This window comes from Bacillus sp. AFS059628, assembly GCF_002571225.1.
Classification (GTDB): Bacteria; Bacillota; Bacilli; order Bacillales; family Bacillaceae_G; genus Bacillus_A.
The window spans coordinates 31674-53161 of sequence record NZ_NVEC01000018.1 but is presented as its reverse complement, the minus strand read 5'-3'; the positions used below and the strand labels follow the sequence as shown (position 1 = coordinate 53161).

Annotated in this window: 23 protein-coding genes and 1 riboswitch; of the genes, 15 read left to right on the top strand and 8 right to left on the bottom strand. The window is 36.2% G+C overall.

Going from position 1 to position 21488, the window contains the following annotated elements; all coding sequences use genetic code 11:
* Nucleotides 1-57 precede the first annotated feature (57 nt).
* Nucleotides 58-882, bottom strand: a complete 825-nt coding sequence (gene pdxK, locus COL05_RS08215) for a pyridoxine/pyridoxal/pyridoxamine kinase (RefSeq protein WP_000174252.1) — start codon at nucleotides 880-882, stop codon at nucleotides 58-60.
* A 134-nt stretch (nucleotides 883-1016) separates the two neighbouring features.
* Here pdxK and COL05_RS08210 point away from each other — a divergent pair, with 134 nt between their 5' ends.
* From COL05_RS08210 to COL05_RS08200, 3 genes are all read left to right on the top strand, one after another.
* Complete coding sequence (locus COL05_RS08210; RefSeq protein ID WP_098668236.1) at nucleotides 1017-2588, top strand: GAF domain-containing sensor histidine kinase; 1572 nt, start codon at nucleotides 1017-1019, stop codon at nucleotides 2586-2588.
* Between the two features lie 20 nt (nucleotides 2589-2608).
* Nucleotides 2609-3256, top strand: a complete 648-nt coding sequence (locus COL05_RS08205) for a response regulator (RefSeq protein ID WP_098668235.1) — start codon at nucleotides 2609-2611, stop codon at nucleotides 3254-3256.
* Between the two features lie 191 nt (nucleotides 3257-3447).
* Nucleotides 3448-4074: an FMN-dependent NADH-azoreductase gene (locus tag COL05_RS08200; protein ID WP_098668234.1), complete on the top strand. Its 627-nt coding sequence runs from the start codon at nucleotides 3448-3450 to the stop codon at nucleotides 4072-4074.
* 62 nt (nucleotides 4075-4136) lie between these two features.
* Here COL05_RS08200 and COL05_RS08195 read toward each other — a convergent pair whose 3' ends face one another.
* Nucleotides 4137-4808, bottom strand: a complete 672-nt coding sequence (locus COL05_RS08195; RefSeq protein ID WP_098668233.1) for a transcriptional regulator YeiL — start codon at nucleotides 4806-4808, stop codon at nucleotides 4137-4139.
* A 106-nt stretch (nucleotides 4809-4914) separates the two neighbouring features.
* Between COL05_RS08195 and COL05_RS08190 the strand changes: the two genes are divergently transcribed.
* A complete protein-coding gene (locus COL05_RS08190; protein WP_098668232.1) occupies nucleotides 4915-5610 on the top strand; it encodes a YjjG family noncanonical pyrimidine nucleotidase in 696 nt (231 codons plus the stop codon).
* Nucleotides 5611-5650: 40 nt separating this feature from the next.
* Here COL05_RS08190 and COL05_RS08185 read toward each other — a convergent pair whose 3' ends face one another.
* Complete coding sequence (locus COL05_RS08185; protein ID WP_098668231.1) at nucleotides 5651-6883, bottom strand: chloride channel protein; 1233 nt, start codon at nucleotides 6881-6883, stop codon at nucleotides 5651-5653.
* 295 nt (nucleotides 6884-7178) lie between these two features.
* Nucleotides 7179-7283: riboswitch (SAM riboswitch) on the top strand.
* Between the two features lie 93 nt (nucleotides 7284-7376).
* On the opposite strand from COL05_RS08185, the gene COL05_RS08180 reads away from it, so the two are divergent.
* From COL05_RS08180 to COL05_RS08170, 3 genes are all read left to right on the top strand, one after another.
* Nucleotides 7377-8675, top strand: a complete 1299-nt coding sequence (locus COL05_RS08180; protein WP_000504758.1) for a bifunctional O-acetylhomoserine aminocarboxypropyltransferase/cysteine synthase — start codon at nucleotides 7377-7379, stop codon at nucleotides 8673-8675.
* Nucleotides 8659-9564, top strand: a complete 906-nt coding sequence (gene metA, locus COL05_RS08175; RefSeq protein WP_098668230.1) for a homoserine O-acetyltransferase MetA — start codon at nucleotides 8659-8661, stop codon at nucleotides 9562-9564. The genes COL05_RS08180 and metA overlap by 17 nt, the downstream gene beginning before the upstream one ends.
* Nucleotides 9565-9705: 141 nt before the next feature.
* On the top strand, nucleotides 9706-11001 hold the full coding sequence (locus COL05_RS08170; protein ID WP_098668229.1) for a homoserine dehydrogenase: 1296 nt from the start codon (nucleotides 9706-9708) through the stop codon (nucleotides 10999-11001).
* A 30-nt stretch (nucleotides 11002-11031) separates the two neighbouring features.
* On the opposite strand, the gene COL05_RS08165 is transcribed toward COL05_RS08170, so the two are convergent.
* Nucleotides 11032-11658 (bottom strand): YczE/YyaS/YitT family protein, encoded by a 627-nt coding sequence (locus COL05_RS08165; RefSeq protein WP_098668228.1) that lies wholly within the window; start codon nucleotides 11656-11658, stop codon nucleotides 11032-11034.
* Between the two features lie 98 nt (nucleotides 11659-11756).
* Between COL05_RS08165 and COL05_RS08160 the strand changes: the two genes are divergently transcribed.
* From COL05_RS08160 to COL05_RS08140, 5 genes are read left to right on the top strand one after another with little or no spacing between them, the layout of a single operon-like run.
* Nucleotides 11757-12734, top strand: coding sequence for a LacI family DNA-binding transcriptional regulator (locus tag COL05_RS08160; protein ID WP_098668227.1), 978 nt, complete (start codon nucleotides 11757-11759; stop codon nucleotides 12732-12734).
* 10 nt (nucleotides 12735-12744) lie between these two features.
* A complete protein-coding gene (locus tag COL05_RS08155; protein ID WP_180233429.1) occupies nucleotides 12745-13638 on the top strand; it encodes an SGNH/GDSL hydrolase family protein in 894 nt (297 codons plus the stop codon).
* Complete coding sequence (locus tag COL05_RS08150; RefSeq protein WP_098668225.1) at nucleotides 13635-14552, top strand: ABC transporter ATP-binding protein; 918 nt, start codon at nucleotides 13635-13637, stop codon at nucleotides 14550-14552. The genes COL05_RS08155 and COL05_RS08150 overlap by 4 nt, the downstream gene beginning before the upstream one ends.
* Nucleotides 14545-15537, top strand: a complete 993-nt coding sequence (locus COL05_RS08145) for an ABC transporter permease subunit (protein ID WP_098668224.1) — start codon at nucleotides 14545-14547, stop codon at nucleotides 15535-15537. Before COL05_RS08150 ends, COL05_RS08145 begins: the two co-directional genes overlap by 8 nt.
* Nucleotides 15538-15556: 19 nt before the next feature.
* Nucleotides 15557-16234 carry a uracil-DNA glycosylase gene (locus tag COL05_RS08140; RefSeq protein ID WP_098668223.1) on the top strand — a complete coding sequence of 226 codons (678 nt, stop codon included), beginning with the start codon at nucleotides 15557-15559 and terminating at the stop codon, nucleotides 16232-16234.
* Between the two features lie 38 nt (nucleotides 16235-16272).
* Here COL05_RS08140 and COL05_RS08135 read toward each other — a convergent pair whose 3' ends face one another.
* From COL05_RS08135 to COL05_RS08125, 3 genes are all read right to left on the bottom strand, one after another.
* On the bottom strand, nucleotides 16273-16566 hold the full coding sequence (locus COL05_RS08135) for a DUF3817 domain-containing protein (protein WP_098668222.1): 294 nt from the start codon (nucleotides 16564-16566) through the stop codon (nucleotides 16273-16275).
* 209 nt (nucleotides 16567-16775) lie between these two features.
* A complete protein-coding gene (locus COL05_RS08130; protein ID WP_098668221.1) occupies nucleotides 16776-17597 on the bottom strand; it encodes a Cof-type HAD-IIB family hydrolase in 822 nt (273 codons plus the stop codon).
* A 327-nt stretch (nucleotides 17598-17924) separates the two neighbouring features.
* On the bottom strand, nucleotides 17925-19208 hold the full coding sequence (locus tag COL05_RS08125) for a purine/pyrimidine permease (RefSeq protein WP_142337397.1): 1284 nt from the start codon (nucleotides 19206-19208) through the stop codon (nucleotides 17925-17927).
* A gap of 95 nt (nucleotides 19209-19303) precedes the next feature.
* On the opposite strand from COL05_RS08125, the gene COL05_RS08120 reads away from it, so the two are divergent.
* From COL05_RS08120 to COL05_RS08110, 3 genes are all read left to right on the top strand, one after another.
* Nucleotides 19304-20296, top strand: coding sequence for a potassium channel family protein (locus COL05_RS08120; protein ID WP_142337399.1), 993 nt, complete (start codon nucleotides 19304-19306; stop codon nucleotides 20294-20296).
* A gap of 6 nt (nucleotides 20297-20302) precedes the next feature.
* Nucleotides 20303-20587 (top strand): YwdI family protein, encoded by a 285-nt coding sequence (locus tag COL05_RS08115; protein WP_098668218.1) that lies wholly within the window; start codon nucleotides 20303-20305, stop codon nucleotides 20585-20587.
* A gap of 64 nt (nucleotides 20588-20651) precedes the next feature.
* The gene (locus COL05_RS08110; protein WP_000688311.1) at nucleotides 20652-21020 is read left to right on the top strand and encodes a DUF423 domain-containing protein; all 369 of its coding nucleotides are present in this window, start codon (nucleotides 20652-20654) and stop codon (nucleotides 21018-21020) included.
* 30 nt (nucleotides 21021-21050) lie between these two features.
* Here the strand turns inward: COL05_RS08110 and gerQ are convergent, their stop codons facing one another.
* On the bottom strand, nucleotides 21051-21479 hold the full coding sequence (gene gerQ, locus COL05_RS08105) for a spore coat protein GerQ (RefSeq protein WP_098668217.1): 429 nt from the start codon (nucleotides 21477-21479) through the stop codon (nucleotides 21051-21053).
* Between the last annotated feature and the right edge of the window lie 9 nt (nucleotides 21480-21488).

Sequence of the window (21488 nt, the reverse complement as noted above, 5' to 3'; positions counted from 1 at the left end):
TATTTCATTGGGTCACTTCAGAAATATATTCACTCTGTGGGTGTTTTCATTTACAGGTTAGACAAGTTCTTTTGATACAACGAATTTACGATATGCACCGTGATGTGTTGGACCTACGTATTCGTTAATCTTGAATGAATAACGGATAGCAGCTGTGATAAATTCTTTAGCAGTTTTTACTGCTTCTTTTACAGGTTTTCCTTTTGCAAGTTCTGCTGTAATTGCCGCAGAATATGTACAACCTGCGCCATGTGTATTTGTCGTATCAATCTTTTCTGATTCTAGAAGATCGAATGTTTCTCCGTCATATAGGACGTCGATAGCAGTTTCTGTACCAAGCTTGCTACCGCCTTTAATTAGGACGTATTTCGCACCTAAAGCGTGGATTTTTTTCGCTGCTTCTTTCATGTCTTCAAGAGAATTAATTTTTACGCCACTTAATTGGTAAGCTTCAAATAAGTTTGGTGTTACAACTAATGCTTTTGGAACTAGAACGTCACGTAAGCAATCATTCGTTTCAGGATGTAATGCTTCATCAGCACCTTTACATACCATAACAGGGTCCACTACTACATTTTTGAAATTATGTTTTTCGATTGTTTCTGCAACCATTTCAATAATTTCTACTGATCCGAGCATACCTGTTTTTAAAGCATCTACTCCAACACCTTCAATTGTCGTTTCTAATTGTGGTTTTAATGTAGAAGCTGGGATTGGGAATACGTTATGTGCCCAACCGTTATGTGGATCCATCGTTACGATTGTCGTAAGAGATGTCATTCCGTATACACCAAGTTCTTGGAATGTTTTTAAATCTGCTTGTATACCAGCACCGCCACTTGTGTCAGAACCAGCGATAGTAAGTGCTTTATTTAATGTCATTATGAAAGCCCCCTCAGGTGATATAATGAAAACTATGTTTTCACCATTATATCAATGTTACGAATAAGTACAAAGTGAAAAGTAGATGATTTATGTTAGAGGCTATGTAAAATCTTGTATGTAGGAGACGAATTATGTTTCAAGAGAATCGTACAAATGAATTAGTTATATTAAAAGAAATTGCAGAAACACTAAATACATCAAATGATACATATCATGTATTGCAAGCAGTACTAGAAAAATTACTTAGTGTAACGGGTTTAACGACAGGATGGATTTTTCTGGCGGATAAAAATGGGAGATATACGAAATTAATCGATTACCAGTTACCAGAGGCACTTACATATGAAAATAAACGCCCGATGTGTGAAGGGGAATGTTGGTGTTTACGAGGCTTTGTGGATGGAAAATTAGAGCGGGCTGTTAATATTATTGAATGTAAAAGAATTAATAACGCAATTGAATATAATTGGGGAGATACGGAAGGGATTCTTCATCATGCTACCGTTCCTTTAAAGGCTGGAGGAGAAAAATTTGGTTTGTTAAATGTGGCGAGCCCAGGTAAAACACATTTTTCAGAAGAAGAGCTAGTGTTGCTCCAATCAGTTGCTTTTCAAATTGGAACGGCTTTAAAACGAGCGAAGTTATATGAAAATGAGAAGCGAAGAGCGCATTATTATGTGAAGTTAGAACGGTTCATTCAAGCTTTAAGAACGATTCATCAAATTAATCTATTGCCTGAAAAAGTTGTAAATCAATTAGGTGAAGTGTTTCAGTGGAATCAAATCGCATTCTTTATTAGGGAAGAAAAAGAATTATCCTTGCGGGCATCTTATTGCCAGGAAGAATTACAAGAGGATATAAAAGAAGCAGCGAAAGAAGCGTTAGAAAAAAGTGAACCTATTTTATTAAATCATCAAACCCATCATAAGGTAGCCTTTAATAGAACGGTTATTGCTACACCAATACAGATTCAAAGTCATATATTTGGTGTTTTATGTGTTAGTTCAAATAATGGTGAATTTGATGTGAATACGATAGATGTACTTCAAGCAATAACAAATCATATTTCCTTTGTAATAGAAAATATAAGATTAAATGAGCAACGACGTGAACTTGTACGAATGGAAGAAAGAAACCGATTAGCAAGGGATTTACATGATTCTGTTTCACAAAAATTATTTTCATTAACCTTTATGACAAAAGGTGCTGAGGCGGTTTTAAAAGGTCAAAATGAAAAGGTAGACCAATCTTTGCATGAGATGCGTGAATTAGCGCAAGGAGCTTTAAAGGAAATGAGGACGTTAATTTGGCAATTACGTCCAGCTGGTTTAGAGAAAGGATTACTACCAGCTTTAAAGCAGTACGGTGAAAACTTGGGGCTGAAAATTAGGGAACAAGTTACAGGTGTCCGTGATTTGCCACGCGTAGTAGAGGAAGCGCTATGGAGAATTGGACAAGAAGCTTTAAATAACGTAAGCAAACATGCGAATGTTAGAGAAGCGACGATTTATTTCAAAGTGACGGAGAAGAATGTATCATTGGAAATAGTCGATCAAGGAAACGGCTTTGTAGAAAAGGATATAAAAGAGAAGAAATCACTTGGCATGACTACGATGCGAGAAAGAGTGGAATTAGTCGGTGGAACAATTAAAATTATAAGTGGTAAGAAAAGAACAAGTGTAAAAATAAGCGTACCATTATGATGTGAAAATGAGGGAAGTTTGTGAATATAAAAGTATTGTTAGTCGATGATCATACAGTTGTTTTAAAAGGATTGGCATTTTTCTTAAGTACGCAGGAAGATTTAGAGTTAGTTGGAGAAGCAAGTAATGGGAAAGAGGCATTAGTGAAAGTAGGGGAGACAAATCCTGATGTTGTACTAATGGATCTATACATGCCTGAAATGGATGGTGTTGAGGCGACAGCGTGTATAAAAAAAGAATATCCAAATGTGAAAGTAATTGTATTAACTAGCTTTTCTGATCAGGCGCATGTTTTACCAGCATTAAGGGCGGGAGCAAGTGGCTATATTTTAAAAGATGTAGAACCGGATCAGCTTGTTGAAGCGATTCGAAGCGCATATAAAGGTAATATTCAATTACATCCCGATATAGCGAATGCCCTTCTCTCTCAAACGTTACCTGTGGAAGAAAAAGAAGAGGAACCTTCTATTCAAGTAGATGTGCTAACAGCAAGAGAAAATGAAGTGTTGCAACTCTTAGCGAAGGGGATGAGTAATAAAGAAATCGCTTCTGTTTTAGTTATTACAGAAAAAACGGTAAAAGCTCATGTCAGTAGTATTTTGAGTAAGTTGAATTTATCTGATCGTACGCAAGCGGCGTTATATGCAGTGAAAAATGGAGTCGTATAAGACAAAAGTCGTAAGACCTAGTTCGCCTTTAGAAGGTGGACTTTTTTTATGGAAAAATACGTCTATGTGAGGAAGAAATTGTCTTGATATAAAGATAAAATATGTTTGTAAGCAACAAAACAACAATTACAAGGGATACCTTTTTTGACAGCATATAACAACATAAGAGTGAGTAGTAGGAGGAAAAGGCAATGACAACAGTTTTATTTGTAAAAGCAAACAACCGCCCAGCGGAACAAGCAGTTAGTGTGAAATTATACGAGGCATTTTTAGCAAACTATAAAGAAGCACATCCAAATGATACAGTAGTAGAACTTGATTTATATAAAGAAGAATTACCATATGTAGGCGTAGATATGATTAATGGTACATTCAAAGCAGGTAAAGGATTTGATTTAACGGAAGAGGAAGCAAAAGCAGTAGCGGTTGCTGATAAGTATTTAAATCAATTTTTAGAAGCTGATAAAGTCGTTTTCGGTTTCCCGTTATGGAACTTAACGATTCCAGCAGTATTGCACACATATATTGATTATTTAAACCGAGCTGGTAAAACGTTTAAATATACGCCAGAAGGCCCAGTTGGTCTAATTGGAGATAAGAAGATTGCATTATTAAACGCGCGCGGCGGCGTATATTCTGAAGGCCCAGCAGCAGAAGTAGAAATGGCTGTTAAATATGTAGCAAGCATGATGGGCTTCTTCGGTGCAACAAACATGGAAACAGTAGTTATTGAAGGACATAATCAATTCCCAGATAAAGCAGAAGAAATCATTGCAGCGGGTCTTGAAGAAGCAGCTAAAGTAGCAAGCAAATTTTAATTGAAAACAGAATCGTCACTCAAACAAAGTAGCATTAACAGATTAGCGTTAATGCTACTTTTTTATATTTTCAGTTCGTCAGCTAGTTTTTCCAATTGCGTTCGATCTTGTATGTAATAGGTTCTTCCGTCTTTTTTTAAATAATGTTGTTGGCAAAACTGGTTTAATACATATAAAAGATGGCGGTAGCTGACATTTAAATATTCCGAGACCTCGGTATGTTTTTCTGTATAACTGTTATTTTGTTCTGTTAATAGAATAAACGCTGCTAAACGGTTTTCGAATGGGTAACTATTATTTTTAGCGTAACTTTCTGTTCGGGTAATTGTTTTTTTACCGATAAATTTGCATAGTTTCTGTAGAAAGATAGCATCTTGTAACAAAAGATGCTGACAATCTTTAAGAGGAAGCGCTAAGCATATACAATCTTCGATTACTTCCACCGTTTTCGTGACGGATTCCACGCCAATTAATCCTAATTCCCCAATGAACGAAGGTGCTTGAATAAAGTTAATTAAGGAGATCTTTCCGTTTTTGTGACTCATATATATTTTTGCTTTCCCGGAAATTAAGTAATAAAGATAAGGAACATGAACCCCTTCATTACATATCTTTTCTCTCTTCTGAAAGGAATGTAGTTCAGCATACGGTAAGATGTCAAAAGAAAAGAGAGTATGGAAATTGTAAGTTTGTATGTAATGAGAGATTTCTTCGCTATTTTTGCTGACTTTCATATTTTCACCTCATACTTAGTATGAGATATCTCCTATTATTTTTACAAGAAAGAATGATACGATTTACTTAAATTTGTTTTTGTAGAAAAGAGAGTGTGAGGGGTTTATGAAAAAATACAAAACACTATTATTTGATGTAGATGATACATTGTTAGACTTTCAAAAGGCGGAGAAAGAGGCGTTACGTATGCTGTTTGAAGAGAAAGGGATTCCTCTAAGTAGAGAAGTTGAAGCGCAGTATAAAAAAGTTAATAAAGGTCTTTGGACCGCTTTTGAAGAAGGTGAAATAAATCGTGATGAAGTCGTAAATACACGATTTTCAATTTTGTTTAAAGAATACGGGGAAGAAGTAGATGGGATATTATTCGAAAATAATTATCGTAACTACTTAGAGGAAGGGAATCAACTCATACAAGGTGCATTTGAATTTATAAATCAAATGCAAGGGGAGTATGATTTATATATAGTGACAAACGGTGTTTCTAAGACGCAAGATAAACGTTTGCGTAATGCAGGATTACATTCAATGTTTAAAGATATTTTTGTTTCTGAAGATACAGGCTATCAAAAGCCAATGAAGGAGTATTTTGATTATGTTTTTGAGCGAATTCCTAATTTTTCTCCTGAAGAAGGGCTCATTATTGGGGATTCGTTAAGCGCTGATATAAAAGGTGGATATGTAGCGGGAATTGATACTTGTTGGTTTAATCCAGAAAAGAAATCAAATAATAGCGAGATTGTGCCAACATATGAAGTACAAAATTTTGAAGAGTTATACGCGTTATTGAAGCAACGTGTGTAATAAAAATAGGCAGTGGAACTTTTGTCCCTACTGCCTATTTTTATTCGTTTGTAGCTTCGTTATTTTTAGGAAGTGGAAATGCATTACCAATCGCTGCCGCTCCAAGCATCGGTAATAGTAAATTGAGCGGGAAAAACATGAGTAATAGTAATGTTATAGCAATTGGTTTTCTTAATGCATAGCTTGAAATTGCTGTCGTGACGATGGCTACCGAAGCGATTGGATCTATCGGGATAATGGAAGCTATAGCATATCCGATACTAGATCCAGCAAATATAATGGGGAAAATGTGTCCACCGCGCCAACCTGTATTTAAACAAACGGCAGTAATACATAATTTTAAAACCCCTGAAAGAAGTAGTACCCAGAAGGATAAATGGCTCCATTCAACGACTAAATCTTTTAATTGATGTTCTCCTGAGAATAACGTGTACGGGAGAAAAGTTCCTGTAATTCCTAATAAAATACCACCGATAATTCCAAGTGATAGTTTGTATTCTTTTAAGGGATGGATTAATTTCTCTAATGTGAATTCTAATTTGAAATAAAAGAAGCCAACTATAGCACCAATACTAGCAAGTGGTAGAAAGGCAATCCATTCATTAAGAGAAAGGGAACCTTCTCCAAAATCAACGATAAAGGATCCGCGATTATCGAATTTACTAAGTAATAAATAAACGGAAAAACCAGCGAAAGTGGTAGCTAAATATACAATTGCTTTTTTTCCTTTAGAAAATTCGTTAATTTGCTCACCCTCATTTTCATTTGGAGCTAAATAACCGAATAATGGTGCGTTAAAAATTACACTTAAAGTAGCACCAATTCCAACCTCTGTTAGTTCATTGATTCCTTTTAAGGCGAATGTAAAGCGATCACCTACCCATGTACAAAGTCCACCGATAATTCCAACAAGCGCTGCTTCGGGACCTAAGCTAGCACCAAATATTAAAACGATAATTGCAGTTAAAGTAGCTTTATGTACAAAACGGTATTCAATTCTACCTGTTTTTTTATATTCACCCATCACTTCCGGCATAAGACGTGGATATGTGCCGAAGTATTTTTGGGTTAAACCAACGAGAATACCACCGATAGTTGTTACACAAATAGTGTAATACGGGGGAGAAGAGAAGATTGTAGGTAAGTATCCCCAAATAAAGTGAATGCCGATATTTATTGTAACTAAAAATAGCCAGACTGTTGCTCCTACTATAGAGCCTAAAAGAATGCCGTATAGGACGAGTATATAGTGCATGTCCTTTGTGTTTGTCATGTTATACCTCCGTTATGTAAGTGTTTATGCTACTGTGAAATGAATATGTATAGTATCTTTTTGAGAGGTTGGTTTATTCAATATATTGAGGTCTCTGAGAATTTGAAATGTATACAGTTAAACTACTTACTTAATTCTATATAGTAATCGTGGGTTTTAAAAGGTCTTTTTCAAATGAATATGGGATATATTTCTTTTATTATGTACATCAAATTCTTTGTAGTTAATTTAGAACATTCAGAAAAACCGATTGACATTAGGAAATTATTGCTATAAAATCAACGGTAATTGCATAGTCTTATCAAGAAAAGGTGGAGGGACAGGCCCGATGAAACCTTGGCAACAGCCGTATAACGGAATTGTGCCAAATCCTGCAGGTAATAATCCTGAAAGATAAGAAAGAGCCTTTAGAGCGTGTTTTCAAACTGCTCCTTTCTTGTTTTCAGGAAAGGAGCAGTTTTTTATTTTGTATAAAAAGAAAGGAGAATGAGAGATGGGAGAATCATGGGGAAAAGGAACAATTTGTGTGCAAGGTGGCTATACGCCAAAGAATGGTGAACCGCGGGTTTTACCGCTTTATCAAAGTACAACGTATAAATACGATACTTCGGATGATTTAGCAGCCTTATTTAACTTAGAGGCGGAAGGGTATATATATACGCGTATTGGAAATCCTACTTTAGCTGCATTTGAGCAAAAGCTAGCGGATTTAGAGGGTGGTGTAGGAGCTGTTGCAACGGCTTCTGGGCAGGCTGCTATTATGCTTGCTGTTTTAAATATTTGTAGTAGCGGAGACCACTTGCTTTGTTCTTCCACAGTTTATGGCGGGACGTTTAATTTATTTGGAGTGAGTTTGCGTAAGCTTGGTATTGATGTTACATTCTTTAATCCGAATTTAACTGCTGATGAAATTGTGGCCCTTGCTAATGATAAGACGAAACTCGTTTATGCAGAATCGCTAGGAAATCCAGCGATGAACGTTTTAAATTTCAAAGAACTTTCAGATGCAGCGAAAGAGTTGGAAGTGCCTTTTATCGTGGATAATACATTAGCAACTCCTTATTTATGCCAAGCATTTGAACATGGAGCAAATATTATCGTTCATTCTACGACGAAATATATTGATGGTCATGCGAGTTCGTTAGGTGGCATTGTCATTGACGGAGGGAACTTCGATTGGACAAACGGGAAATATCCTGAACTAGTTGAACCGGATCCAAGTTATCACGGCGTAAGTTACGTTCAAAATTTTGGTGCAGCAGCTTATATTGTGAAGGCACGTGTTCAATTATTAAGAGACTACGGAAACTGTATGAGCCCATTTAATGCGTATATTAGCAATATCGGTTTAGAAACACTGCATTTACGAATGGAGCGTCATAGTGAAAATGCTCTTGCAGTTGCTAAGTGGCTTGCTAACCACGATCGTATTGAATGGGTGAATTATCCGGGATTAGATAGTAATGAAAATTATTCGTTAGCACAAAAGTATTTGAAGAAAGGTGCTAGTGGGGTTTTAACATTCGGCATTAAGGGAGGATTAGAAGCAGCGAAAGAATTTATCGCAAATGTAAAACTAGCAACTCTCGTAACGCATGTAGCTGATGCGCGAACTTGCGTTATACATCCCGCTAGTACAACGCATAGACAATTAAGTGCTGAAGATCAACGTCTAGCTGGTGTTACATCAGATTTAATTCGTTTATCGGTTGGTATAGAAGATGTTTCGGATATTATTGCCGATTTAGAAGCAGCGTTAGTCGGAGGCAAACAACATGCCGATCATAATTGATAAAGATTTACCAGCTCGCAAAGTGTTGCAGGAGGAAAATATTTTTGTAATGACGAAGGAGCGAGCAGAGACACAAGATATACGGGCTTTGAAAATTGCTATATTAAATTTAATGCCTACAAAGCAAGAAACAGAAGCGCAATTACTTCGTTTAATTGGCAATACACCGTTACAATTAGATGTTCATTTACTTCATATGGAATCACATTTATCCCGTAATGTAGCACAGGAACATTTAACGAGTTTTTATAAGACATTCCGTGATATTGAGAATGAGAAATTTGATGGACTGATTATTACAGGAGCGCCAGTTGAAACCCTTTCCTTTGAAGAGGTAGATTATTGGGAAGAGCTTAAACGTATTATGGAGTATTCAAAAAAGAACGTAACATCTACGCTTCATATTTGCTGGGGAGCACAGGCTGGTTTGTATCATCATTATGGCGTTCCAAAGTATCCTCTTAAGGAAAAAATGTTTGGTGTATTTGAACATGAAGTTCGTGAGCAACATGTGAAACTGTTACAAGGGTTTGATGAGTTATTTTTTGCCCCGCATTCTCGTCATACGGAAGTACGAGAGAGTGACATTAGAGAAGTGAAAGAGTTAACGTTATTAGCAAACTCTGAGGAAGCGGGTGTTCATCTTGTTATTGGGCAAGAAGGAAGACAAGTGTTTGCGCTCGGTCATAGTGAATATAGTTGCGATACGTTAAAGCAAGAATACGAACGAGATCGTGACAAAGGGTTAAATATTGATGTGCCGAAAAATTATTTTAAGCATAATAATCCAAATGAGAAACCGCTTGTAAGGTGGAGAAGCCATGGAAATCTATTATTCTCTAATTGGCTAAATTATTACGTGTATCAAGAAACCCCTTATGTATTATAAAAAAAGATTGTGTAACACGTGGCAACGTTTTCTTTGCAATGGTTAACTTGTATTTTTCCGAATGTTCTAAAAACATTGTTTTTCAGATTTTTTACTCATATAATTTCATCTAAACACAATTTTTGAGGGGTGGACAGTATTATGAAAGAAATTCAAGTTGGTTTATTAGGTCTTGGGACAGTTGGTAGCGGTGTAGTTCGTATCATTACAGATCATCAAGAGCGACTCATACACCAAGTAGGTTGTCCTGTAAAAGTAACGAAAGTACTAGTACAAAATATTGAAAAAGAGAGGGAAGTAGAGGTACCTTCTACTCTATTAACGCAAAATGCAAATGAAATTTTAGATAATCCAAATATTGATGTTGTCATCGAAGTGATGGGTGGCATTGATGATGCAAAATCATATATTTTACAAGCTTTACAAAGCGGGAAGCATGTTGTGACTGCCAATAAAGATTTAATGGCGTTACATGGAGCGGAACTCTTAGCGGTAGCAAAAGATAATAAAGCAGATTTGTTTTATGAAGCAAGTGTAGCCGGAGGAATTCCGATTTTACGAAGTATCGTAGAGGGACTTTCTTCAGATCTTATTACGAAAGTAATGGGAATTGTAAATGGAACGACAAATTTTATTTTGACGAAAATGTCAGATGAAGGGAGAGCATATAACGACGTGTTAAAAGAAGCTCAGCAACTTGGATTTGCAGAAGCAGATCCAACATCAGATGTAGAAGGTTTAGATGCAGCAAGAAAAATGACGATTTTGGCTACCCTTGGTTTCTCTACAAATGTAGAGCTTGGAGATGTGAAGGTAAAAGGAATTACTTCTATTACAGAAGAAGATATTGAATACAGTAAGAGTTTAGGATACACGATTAAATTAATTGGTCTTGCGAAGCGAGATGGTGAAAAATTAGAGGTTACAGTTGAACCGACACTACTTCCAAATACACATCCTCTTGCGGCAGTACAAAACGAATATAACGCTGTATATGTGTATGGGGAAGCGGTCGGAGAAACGATGTTTTATGGACCAGGTGCAGGAAGTTTACCGACAGCAACAGCTGTTGTTTCCGATTTAGTAGCTGTAATGCAAAATATTAGATTAGGGGTAACAGGAAATAGTGCTGTAGTCCCGCAATATCAAAAAGTATTAAAAGAGCCAGACGAAATTGTTGTGAAGAAATTTTTAAGATTTCATGTGAAAGATGAAATTGGTGTATTTGCAAAAATTACTTCGTTATTCTCTGAGCGTGGCGTTAGCTTTGAAAAGATTATTCAAATGCCACTTGAAGAGAAAGGAAAGGCTGAAATTGTCATTGTAACGCATCGTGCGTCTCTTGCTGATTATGATTATATTCTACATACATTGCAATCGTATGAAGAAATAGATTGTTTGAAAGCAAATTATCGAATTGAAGGGGATGCGAAGTAGCATCTCGTATCATAAAACAGAAAGGGCCTATTAAGCAGCTTGCTTAATAGGCTCTTTTCTATTTAAAATCTTCGTACCAACTTGAATAAATGCTTGGATAATCCAGCCTGTTGTAAAGGATAAAATGATTGTTCCAAAATAGATAGGTCCATCTAATAAGAAGCTTAATGTTAAAAATAAGAATGCTAACGAAATTTCTGTCCTTCTAAATGTCCATTTCTTTTTCTCAGCAACTGTTAAAACGAAAGCTTCTTGAGGTGCTGCACAAAGGTTTGTAGAGACGTAAAGACCAATTCCAGCTCCAACGAATAGATTTCCGCAAATAAGTGTTATATATTTTGGAAGAGAACGGATAGCGTCCATAATAGTTGTAAGGGAACCGATCCAATCAACAAAAAGAGAAATAAGAACCATTGTTACAATTGTACCGATCGTAATTTGTTTTTTATTCCAAAAGAGTACGATAAGGGTAAAAGCAAAGTTAATCATGAAAATCCAAAAACCGATACTTATCCCGAAATTTTGATATAGTGCAATAAAGAAGGAATCATAAGGGCTAAGTCCAAAGGAAGTAATTGTCGTCATCATATTAATGCCGATGGCGAGAATGAGTAGACCGCCAATGAAAAATATATATTCTAATTTGAGTCGAAGCATAGTTGTATATCCTTTCAAAAAGTATTTGCTAGGAAAGGATATATTGTGGAAAGCTTACCAGGTCAAGGGAGAATTTTTGCAGGGAAGGGGAAAATGAGATGACGAATATAAGGAAGATTGCTGAGCTTGCTGGGGTATCTGTTTCAACTGTTTCACGTGTACTAAATAATCATCCATATGTGAATGAACAGAAACGAAAAAAAATTTTAGCAATTATAGAGGAATTAAATTATACGCAAAATGTGAATGCAATTCATTTGGTGAAAGGAAAAACGAATGTAATTGGCGTTTTATTACCGCACGTAAATGATCAATATTATAGCGCTATTATCGAGGGAATATCAAAGGAAACAGCAAAGAATAATTATAATATGATGCTTTGTCAGACGAATTATAGTGAGGAAAGGGAATTAGAAATTTTGAATATGTTAAAAATGAAAAAACTTGATGGGGTTATTATATGTTCGCGGGCAAATAGTAAGGAAAAGCTTGAAGAATATACGAAATTCGGCCCTATTGTTATGTGCGAAGAAATCGACTCGAATTTCATTTCGAGTGTGCATATTGATTATTATAAAGTGTTTTCGCGTGGAATGAAAAGCTTAATAGATGCGGGTCATACAAGTATTGGGTATTGCATTGGAAGAAGTAATAGCATTAATAGTCAGAGAAGAAAACAAGCATATGAAGATTCCCTTCAACAAATTGCTGTAACACCGATAGAGGCTTGGAAGTTTAAAGGCTGTTTTACAGTGGAAGATGGGCGCAATGTGATTAGGGAATGGACACGTATGTCAGTAAAACCAACAGCGTTTCTTGTATCTTGCAACCATATTGCCGCGGGGATAGTAACGGAAGCGAAAAAACAAGGCATTCGTATTCCGGAAGATATTACGATTATCGGTTGTGATGATCAAGATGTGGCAGATATTTTAGGCATTACGACAATTTCGTATTGTAGTAAAAATGTTGGCGCAACGGCATTTGAATTATTATATGAAAAGATTAATGATGAGCAAATCGATGTAAAGCACGTAGAGTTATTGCCAGAATTAGTACATAGGGAAACAACATAATAGATAAGGTTTGAAAATCGCTTTTCAAAATTGCGTTTGGTATAATTATGGACAATCTATGAGGGCTAAAAGGGGTTTTGATATGAGATCAAAAGTAGTAAAAGTAATTCTACTCATTACAATTGCATCTTTCTGTTTATTTGCATATGGCTTTGTTTCAGGTGTAAATGATGTATTAAATCCGAAAGCTTCAAATTTAATTAAAAAGACCGATGTAGTGGCAAAAGAGAAAAAGAAAACGGGAACATTACAAATCGTTAGTTTAGGTGATTCATTAACACGCGGTGTTGGTGATAAAGAAGGAATTGGTTATGTTGGACGGATGAAAGAAGATTTACAAAAAGATTTACAAAAAGATTATAAGAAAAAGGTTGCTTTAACTAACTTAGCGGTTAGTGGTGCGAAAATGCCTGACTTATTAAAACAAATTGAGAGTAGTGGCGCTCAATATTCAATTAAGCAAGCAGATGTAATCGTTTTAACGATTGGAGGAAATGATTTATTTCCAGGTTGGGACTCGCTTGGAAAGATAGATTTAGAAACATACCGTCCTGATACAGAAACATTCCAGAATGAAGCGAAGAAAATTATAGAAGAAGTTCGTAAGTTAAATACAGATAGCCCAATTTTTTGGCTAGGTTTATATAATCCTTTTGAAGATGTAGAAGATTTAAAAGGGTCTTCAAACATTGTTGTAGACTGGAATGCATCTTTAGAAAAATTGGCGATAAATAATAAAAATGTATATATTACACCGACATTTGATTTATTCCAAAACCGTGGGAAAGAGTTATTATACTCCGATCATTTCCATCCGAATGAAATAGGATATACATATATGGCGGACCGATTAGTTCAAAATGTTGCGAGTAAATTAAAACTAGAACAAGGAGGGGTAAAATGACAACGATACTTTCCGTACGAGACGTGAAGAAGGTAATTGGAAAGAAGACGATTGTAGAGAATATTTCCTTTGATGTAAAACAAGGAGAAGTGTTTGGCTTCCTAGGGCCGAATGGTGCCGGAAAAACGACTACCATTCGAATGTTAGTTGGATTGATTAAAGAAACAGAAGGCACGATTTCTATCGGCGGTTATTCTATTAAGGAAAATTTCAGAGAAGCGATGCGTCAAATTGGGAGTATCGTTGAAAACCCAGAACTGTATACCTATTTAACGGGATGGGAAAATTTAAAACAATTTGCCCGTATGTTAGGTGGTATATCAGATGAACGTATTATTGAAATTGCTCAAATGGTTCATTTGGATGAAAGAATTCACGATAAGGTAAAAACATACTCACTCGGTATGAAACAGCGTCTTGGTATTGCGCAAGCGCTTCTTGGAAATCCCAAATTGCTCATATTAGATGAGCCGACAAACGGTTTAGACCCAGCTGGGATTAGAGAACTTAGGGAATTTATACATAAGCTTGTGAAAGAAGAAAATATGAGTGTGTTTATTTCAAGTCATTTGCTAAGTGAAGTGCAAATGATATGTGATCGCGTTGCTATTATTCATAAAGGAAAGATGATAACAGTTGCCAAGGTTGAAGAGTTAATTCAAACAGCAAGTGATCGCGTAGAATGGATTGTTACACCAATTCTTAAGGCAAAAGATATGCTAGAAGATGCTGAGGAAGTAAGAGAAGTGAGTATAGAAGGTGATCGATTACTATGCCGCATGAATATCGCATCTATAAGCAATTGGAATAAACATTTTGTAGAAAACGGGATAGATGTACATAGCGTTAAGGAACTTGTATTTACGCTAGAAGATTTATTTATTGAACTCACAAGGGGTGAGCAGCATGAGTGAATTTGCGAATCTAGTTTTAAATGAATCAGAAAAGATTTACCGCAAGAAACGTATTTTTGTTGTTATGCTTATTTTAGCAATCTTGATCCCACTTTTTGTGTACGCGCAGTATCGTGAAATAGAAACGACACAAAAAAGACTCGGTACAACTGATTGGAAGGTTTCATTACAACAGCAAATTGTTGATTCTCAAAATCGATTGAACAATTCTAGGTTGCCAGAAGAATGGCGTGATTGGTTAAAGGTAAGAGTTGAGCAACAACAATATTATTTAGATCATGATATTAACCCGATGGCACCGGGTGCACCGACTTTTGTCAGGGCATTTATTGAGCAAGGAATTACGTTATTTATTCCGCTTCTCGTAATGATTGTCGCCATTGATATCGTTTCAGGAGAACGAAGTGATGGGACGATGAAGATGTTACTTACGCGGCCGATTCGGCGCTGGAAAATACTCCTTAGTAAATACGTGACGATGTTATTTTTCATTTCGCTCATACTGTTTCTTGTAGGTTTGTTTGCTTACATACTATCAGGGCTTGTATTTGGGTACTCGGGATGGAATTTACCTGTTTTAACAGGATTCGTCATTGATAAGGAGACGTTAAATACGAACTTTGTGCACCTTATTCCGCAGTGGCAATATATCTTAATGGCGTATGGACTAGCCTGGTTTGTTGCTATCGTTGTTGGAACTATATCATTTATGGTCTCTGTTTTAATTCGTAATACACCAGCTGGTATGGGCGTTATGCTAGCTGCATTAATTGCAGGCGGTATTTTAAGTTCGTTTGCAACATCTTGGGAAGGCGCAAAATATATTTTTAGTGTGAATTTATCATTAACGGATTATTTATCAGGAAAATTACCTGCATTACAAGGTTTATCGATGGGATTTTCTTTGATGAATTTAACTGTATGGGCCGTTGTGTCCCTAATTATTTCGTTTGTAGTATTTACAAAGCAGGATATGGTGAATTAATTGGACGGGAAGTGAAAGTATGAAAAATGTTTTAAAAAATGATTGGGGGCCATTATTGGCACCGGAATTCGAGAAAGAATACTATCTTACTTTAGCTAATTTTTTGAGAGAAGAGTACAGCACACATGTAGTTTATCCGAAAGTAGAAGATATTTTTAACGCTCTAGAATATACAAGTTATGAAAATACAAAGGTCGTTATTTTAGGACAAGACCCATATCACGGACCGGATCAAGCACATGGTTTAAGCTTTTCAGTACAACCAGGTATTAAAACGCCACCGTCATTGCTAAATATGTATAAAGAACTTCGAGATGAATATGGTTATGAAATCCCGAATAACGGTTATTTAGTAAAGTGGGCGGAGCAAGGAGTTTTATTATTAAATACTGTACTAACAGTTCGACAAGGTGAAGCAAATTCTCATAAAGGGAAAGGATGGGAGCACTTCACGGATCGCGTAATTAAGCTATTAAATGAACGTGAAAAGCCAGTTATTTTCATATTGTGGGGTCGTCATGCACAGGCGAAGAAAAAGTTAATTACGAATACGAAGCACTATATTATCGAATCTGTACATCCAAGTCCACTATCAGCAAGACGTGGTTTCTTTGGGAGTAAACCATATTCTAAAGTGAATACGATTTTAGCTAATATGGGTGAAAGAGAAATTGATTGGGAAATTCCAAATCTGTAAATAAAAAAGGTAGTTAACAGTCGTTAACTACCTTTTTATTATTGTTGTTCGTTCTTTAATTTAGCATCTAGAACAAAAGTACCAAATGGGATAACTGATGAAACGAATGCTCCAAGTGCCCATAAAATTGATTTACGGTGTGCGATTGTTACTTGAATTACTGCAAAGATGAATAGAATAAATAGAACACCATGAGCCATGCCTGTAATTTTAACAGCTGTTGCAAATCCTGCGAAATATTTTAATGGCATTGCTACAAATAATAGTAATAGGAAAGAAATACCCTCAACTAGTCCAATTGCTCTTAATCGTCCGATTGGTGTAGATAACATAAAGTAACCTCCTTTAACGTATGCTTGTATATAGTAAATTTGTATTCTTTTTCAAAATAAAATAGTCTATTTTGTTTCATTATATACAAAAAGAAAGTTTACACTACGAGAATAGTGCAAAGTTCAAAATATAGTCACAAAAGCATGAGAATTTAAAGAAAAACCTATTTGAAGTATTTGACTTCAAATAGGTTTTATGGGTGAAAATATTAAACAAGCGCTTCTCGTTTTAGTACGAACTTCTCTACAACTTTTGCAACGCCATCGTTCATATTTGTATCTGTTACGTAGTTTGCAATTTCTTTAATATCATCAGGTGCATTACCCATTGCAACGCCAAGACCAGCAAATTCAATCATTGCTTGGTCGTTATAGCTATCGCCCATTGCGATAACTTCTTCACGCTTAATGCCAAGCTTTTGGATCAGTTTGTTTAAGCTCGTTCCTTTTGTAACACCGGCTTCAGTAAATTCTAAGAAGAATGGTTTAGAACGCATCACGCTTAATTGGCCTTCTAGTTGTTTTTGTAGTTTCTTTTCAACTTCAACAAGACGTTCAGCTTCCTTATTCATTAATACTTTTACTACAGGCTCTTTAACAGCAGCTTTAAAGTCATCTACTACAACAATTGGCATACCAGTAATATCGCCCTCAATTTCAGTATAAGGATTATTTTCTTCCGTTACGATATCATCGCCCATATAAGTATGAATCCATACATCTTCAGCTTTACTAATTTCAAATAGGTTGTGAACGATTTCAGGAGATAGCGTACTACTAAAGATTTCTTCGTTTGTTTTACAGTTAATAATTTTTGCACCATTAAAAGATAGAATGAAACTGCCGTATTCTTCTAAACGAAGTTCTTTCGCTACATTGCGCATACCAAACGTTGGACGCCCAGAAGCAAGTACAACTTTTACACCTTGCTCTTGTGCGGTCATTAGAGCCTCTTTCGTGCGAGGTGAAATAGTATGGTCATCACGTAATAAAGTATCATCTAAATCTAAAACAATCATTTTATAAGTCATATTGAAAATTCCTCTCTTTGTTGAAATAGAAATAAAGTTTTATGAAGATATTGGGTAATATATAGTAAGACATCGAACCTCTTTATCCTGCATTAACAGCCCGTAAAAGTCCGATTGGTGAGGGCTGATAATCAGTGGGGATGAACAAAACCCATACTGATTAAAGTTTCACTTTATGTGAAGTTAGGAGAAGTTCTCTATTGTTAGTATAAATTACCATGAGCGTGTTGCCCATGATAATTTATACCGTTAACTCCTGATTAGCTTTTAATTTATTATTATCGTAACAACTCTATAGGTAGAGTGCAATAATGGAAGTTTTCCAATTTACGATCGTTGTTTTTCTGTTGAACGAGAAAATAGTATTTCGAGCAAAATTGCCATTACAGATCCAAGAACGAGACCGTTACTTAAAAATGATGCTAGAAATGGTGGGAGTGTAGAAAATGCTCCTGCTGGAACGAACATAACGCCGACGCCTGTAAAGATTGAAAGCCCCGCTACTTTAAATAATCGTTCTTTATTCTGCACCGTTTCGTATTCGCGGAAGGCAAGACCAATCATGCTTGCAAATACAGGATAAATGGCAGCATATCCAACTGCGACAGGTATCGCCGCAAAGAATGAAGTAATCTTTGGAAATATACTAACGAGAATAATAAAGCTTGATCCTAACATAAATGGGAGTCGTTTATAAATATTAGTCGTTGCAATAAAGCCTGCTGATCCAGAAATAGCGACAGGTCCAATCGCTGAAAAAAGACCTCCTAGCAATTGATTTATTCCCGTTATAATGCCGGCTTGTTTGAAACGATCTGGTGCCGTATTCTCTTCATATTTAGAAACAACCTTTTGCACAACACGAATGCTTGCTAACATATTTGTTAGAAGTAATAGTGTAACGAAAATGACCGTAATGGCCATGTTCCACTCAATACGAGGCATCCCGAAAACAAATAGAGACGGAAAACGGATTATATCTGTCACAGGCGTTACTGGATTAGATAATCCGAAATATGCAAATAAAATCCAGCCGCAGACGATACTGAAAAGAACAGAGTATTGTCCGATAATAGGTAGCTTCATGATGAAGAAGGATAGTAAAATAACAATCAGTGATAGAATAAATACGTCAGCTTGTACTTCTGTATGTTGTCCGTCAAGGCCAAACATTCCCTTTAAGAAGGACCCACTCAGTTGTGCGACAAGCAGAAATAAATATGTTCCAATGACTGTCGGTGTAAAATAACGAACTAGTTTATCAATAAGTCCAAAAATGCTAAGAATAATACAAATGATGCCGCTTAATAAGAAAGCGTACTGAAGGACCTTAAGTGTTTCATTGCTGGATCCAAATAATACGACACCTAAACTTGCATAAAGGGAGAAAATTCCCCACCAAAGCCCTGCAGGACCTTCTTGAATAGGAAGTTTATGCCCAAATAAAGCTTGCAGTAGGCCAGCAAAACCAAGAACAAATAATGTTCTTTGTACGAATGCAATAGCTTCAGCGCCATCGAGACCATAACTAGTTGCGACGCTAATTGGTACGATAAGGCTTCCAGCTAAAATAAAGAGCGCCCATTGTAAGGCGGAAAGAAATGTTTTCATTATATCAACCTCTTTCATAGATTCCGTATCTAGTATATATGTATTTCATTTCCACTGGCAAAGATTGTAGATAGAGAAAAGAGTTGAAACACGATATGAATGCACGTAAGCAATTATGGATAGCAGTTATATGTATGACCTTTGTTGTAATTCTAGGAACGTTAGGATTTATGACGATTGAAGAGATTAGTTTGTTTCAAGCATTTTGGATGACGATGATTACTGTATTAACCGTTGGATACGGAGATGCCATTCCTGTAACACATGCAGGAAAAGTTTTTGCACTTCTTATTATACCTGTTGGCGTCGGTATCGTTACATATGCAATTGGTGTAGTGGCAGCTATGATTATTGAAGGGAATTTATTTCATGCAGTGCGGAGGAAGAAGATGGATAAACAAATAGCGCAGTTACAAAATCATATTATCGTATGTGGTTGTGGTAGAGTCGGGCTTCAAGTTGTACATGAATTACAAGAAAAGAAAATCCCATTTGTCGTCGTGGATAAGGATGAAAGCATATTAGAGAAGGAAAAACTTTTGTATGTACATGGAGATGCAACGGAAGACCAAGTGCTACATCATGCCGGAATTTCAAAGGCAGCGGGTTTAGTTGCTATCGTCGCAAATGATGCTGAAAATGTATTTATTACATTAACAGCTAGAGGATTAAACGATGCAATTAAAATTGTGGCAAGAGCAGAAAAACCAGAAACTGAAGACAAATTAAAGAGGGCTGGGGCAAATAAGGTGATTAATCCATCTAGCATGGCAGGGATTCATATTGCAAAAGGTATTGCGAATCCGCTAACAGTTCATTATATTGATACAGTACTATATGGCGTGGAGCAGTCATTTGTAATTGAAGAGATTGCAGTCGGTGAGGGCTCTATTTTAGCTAGTAAATCATTACTCGAGAGTGACGTGAGAAATCAATTTGATGTAACAATTTTAGCGATTTTGAGAAATGGGAATGTTATACATAATCCAACGGGGCAGGAAAAACTACAAGAACATGATATGATAATAGTATTTGGTTCAGTAGAGAAGCTGGGACAATTTGAGAAAGAACTACAAAGTAAGAGGTGAAAAGGAATGCAAATATCGAGTGATAAAATTTTAAATAAAATGGCGAATGAAATTGCAAAAGCAAAAAGTAGTGAAGGACAAAAATCAAAAGAGCATGTATTAGTTGTGCGTGCTTTATGTGATTTACTATTAGATGAACAGGTTGAATCTTCTACGTATAGAGAGCCACAAATTCAATCACAAATCATCGGATCACAACCCATAACAATGCAACCAATCACACCGATTTCTGATGAGCCAGTATATATAAAAGAAAGTGATGCAAACGGTAATTCCTTATTTGATTTTTAGAAGATAAATCGTTTGGCTTATATGAAAAAATTGCTTATGATAAAGGTAAAAAAGGGGAATTAAGATGAAAATTTTCTTTTTACTAGGTTGTATTGCAGCAGGGCTATCTGTTGCTTTAGGGGCTTTTGGAGCACACGGTTTAGAAAATAAAATTTCTGCAAAAATGTTAGAAGTTTGGAAAACAGGCGTTACATATCAAATGTTTCACGCAGGTGGACTATTCGTAGTTGCTTTATTGATGGATAAAATTCAATCATCACTTTTAACTACTGCTGGCTGGCTTATGGTGGCCGGGATTATTATGTTTTCAGGCAGTTTGTATGCATTAAGTACGACAGGTATTAAGTTCTTTGGCCCAATTACACCTCTTGGTGGCGTAGCGTTTATTGTGGCGTGGATCTTAGTCGGAACTGCAGTTGTAAAAGGGTTATAAAAAACAAAAGCTGGCATATGCCAGCTTTTTTTATGGTCTTGGAGCATAAGTAGCTTGTTGACTAGGTAAATACGTAATTTCTTCTGGGAATTCCACATAGTCTAAGTAAATCATTAGTAGTAAATAACGTTTCCCTGATTGTGGCTCACTAATTACAATATGATCACGACCAGCGGCTTCGATAATACCCGTGTACGATTGTGTACCAAGTGAGCTACCACGTTCATAAGTCATTACAACTGTGGCTTGCTTGCCTTTGTTCAAGCGGAGAATATTTTCAATATAAGACTGTTCTAATGGTAACATGCCTTGAGAAACAGCAAATTGAGCTTGCGCAGCTTGTTGTTGCATCGCTTGTTGCTGTTGTTGTTGCTGTGGGGTCATTTGTTGCGGTTGTACATAAGTTCCAGACGGTTGATAAAAACCTGTTCCATAATACGGGTTTTGTTGCTGTGCCATTCAAAAATC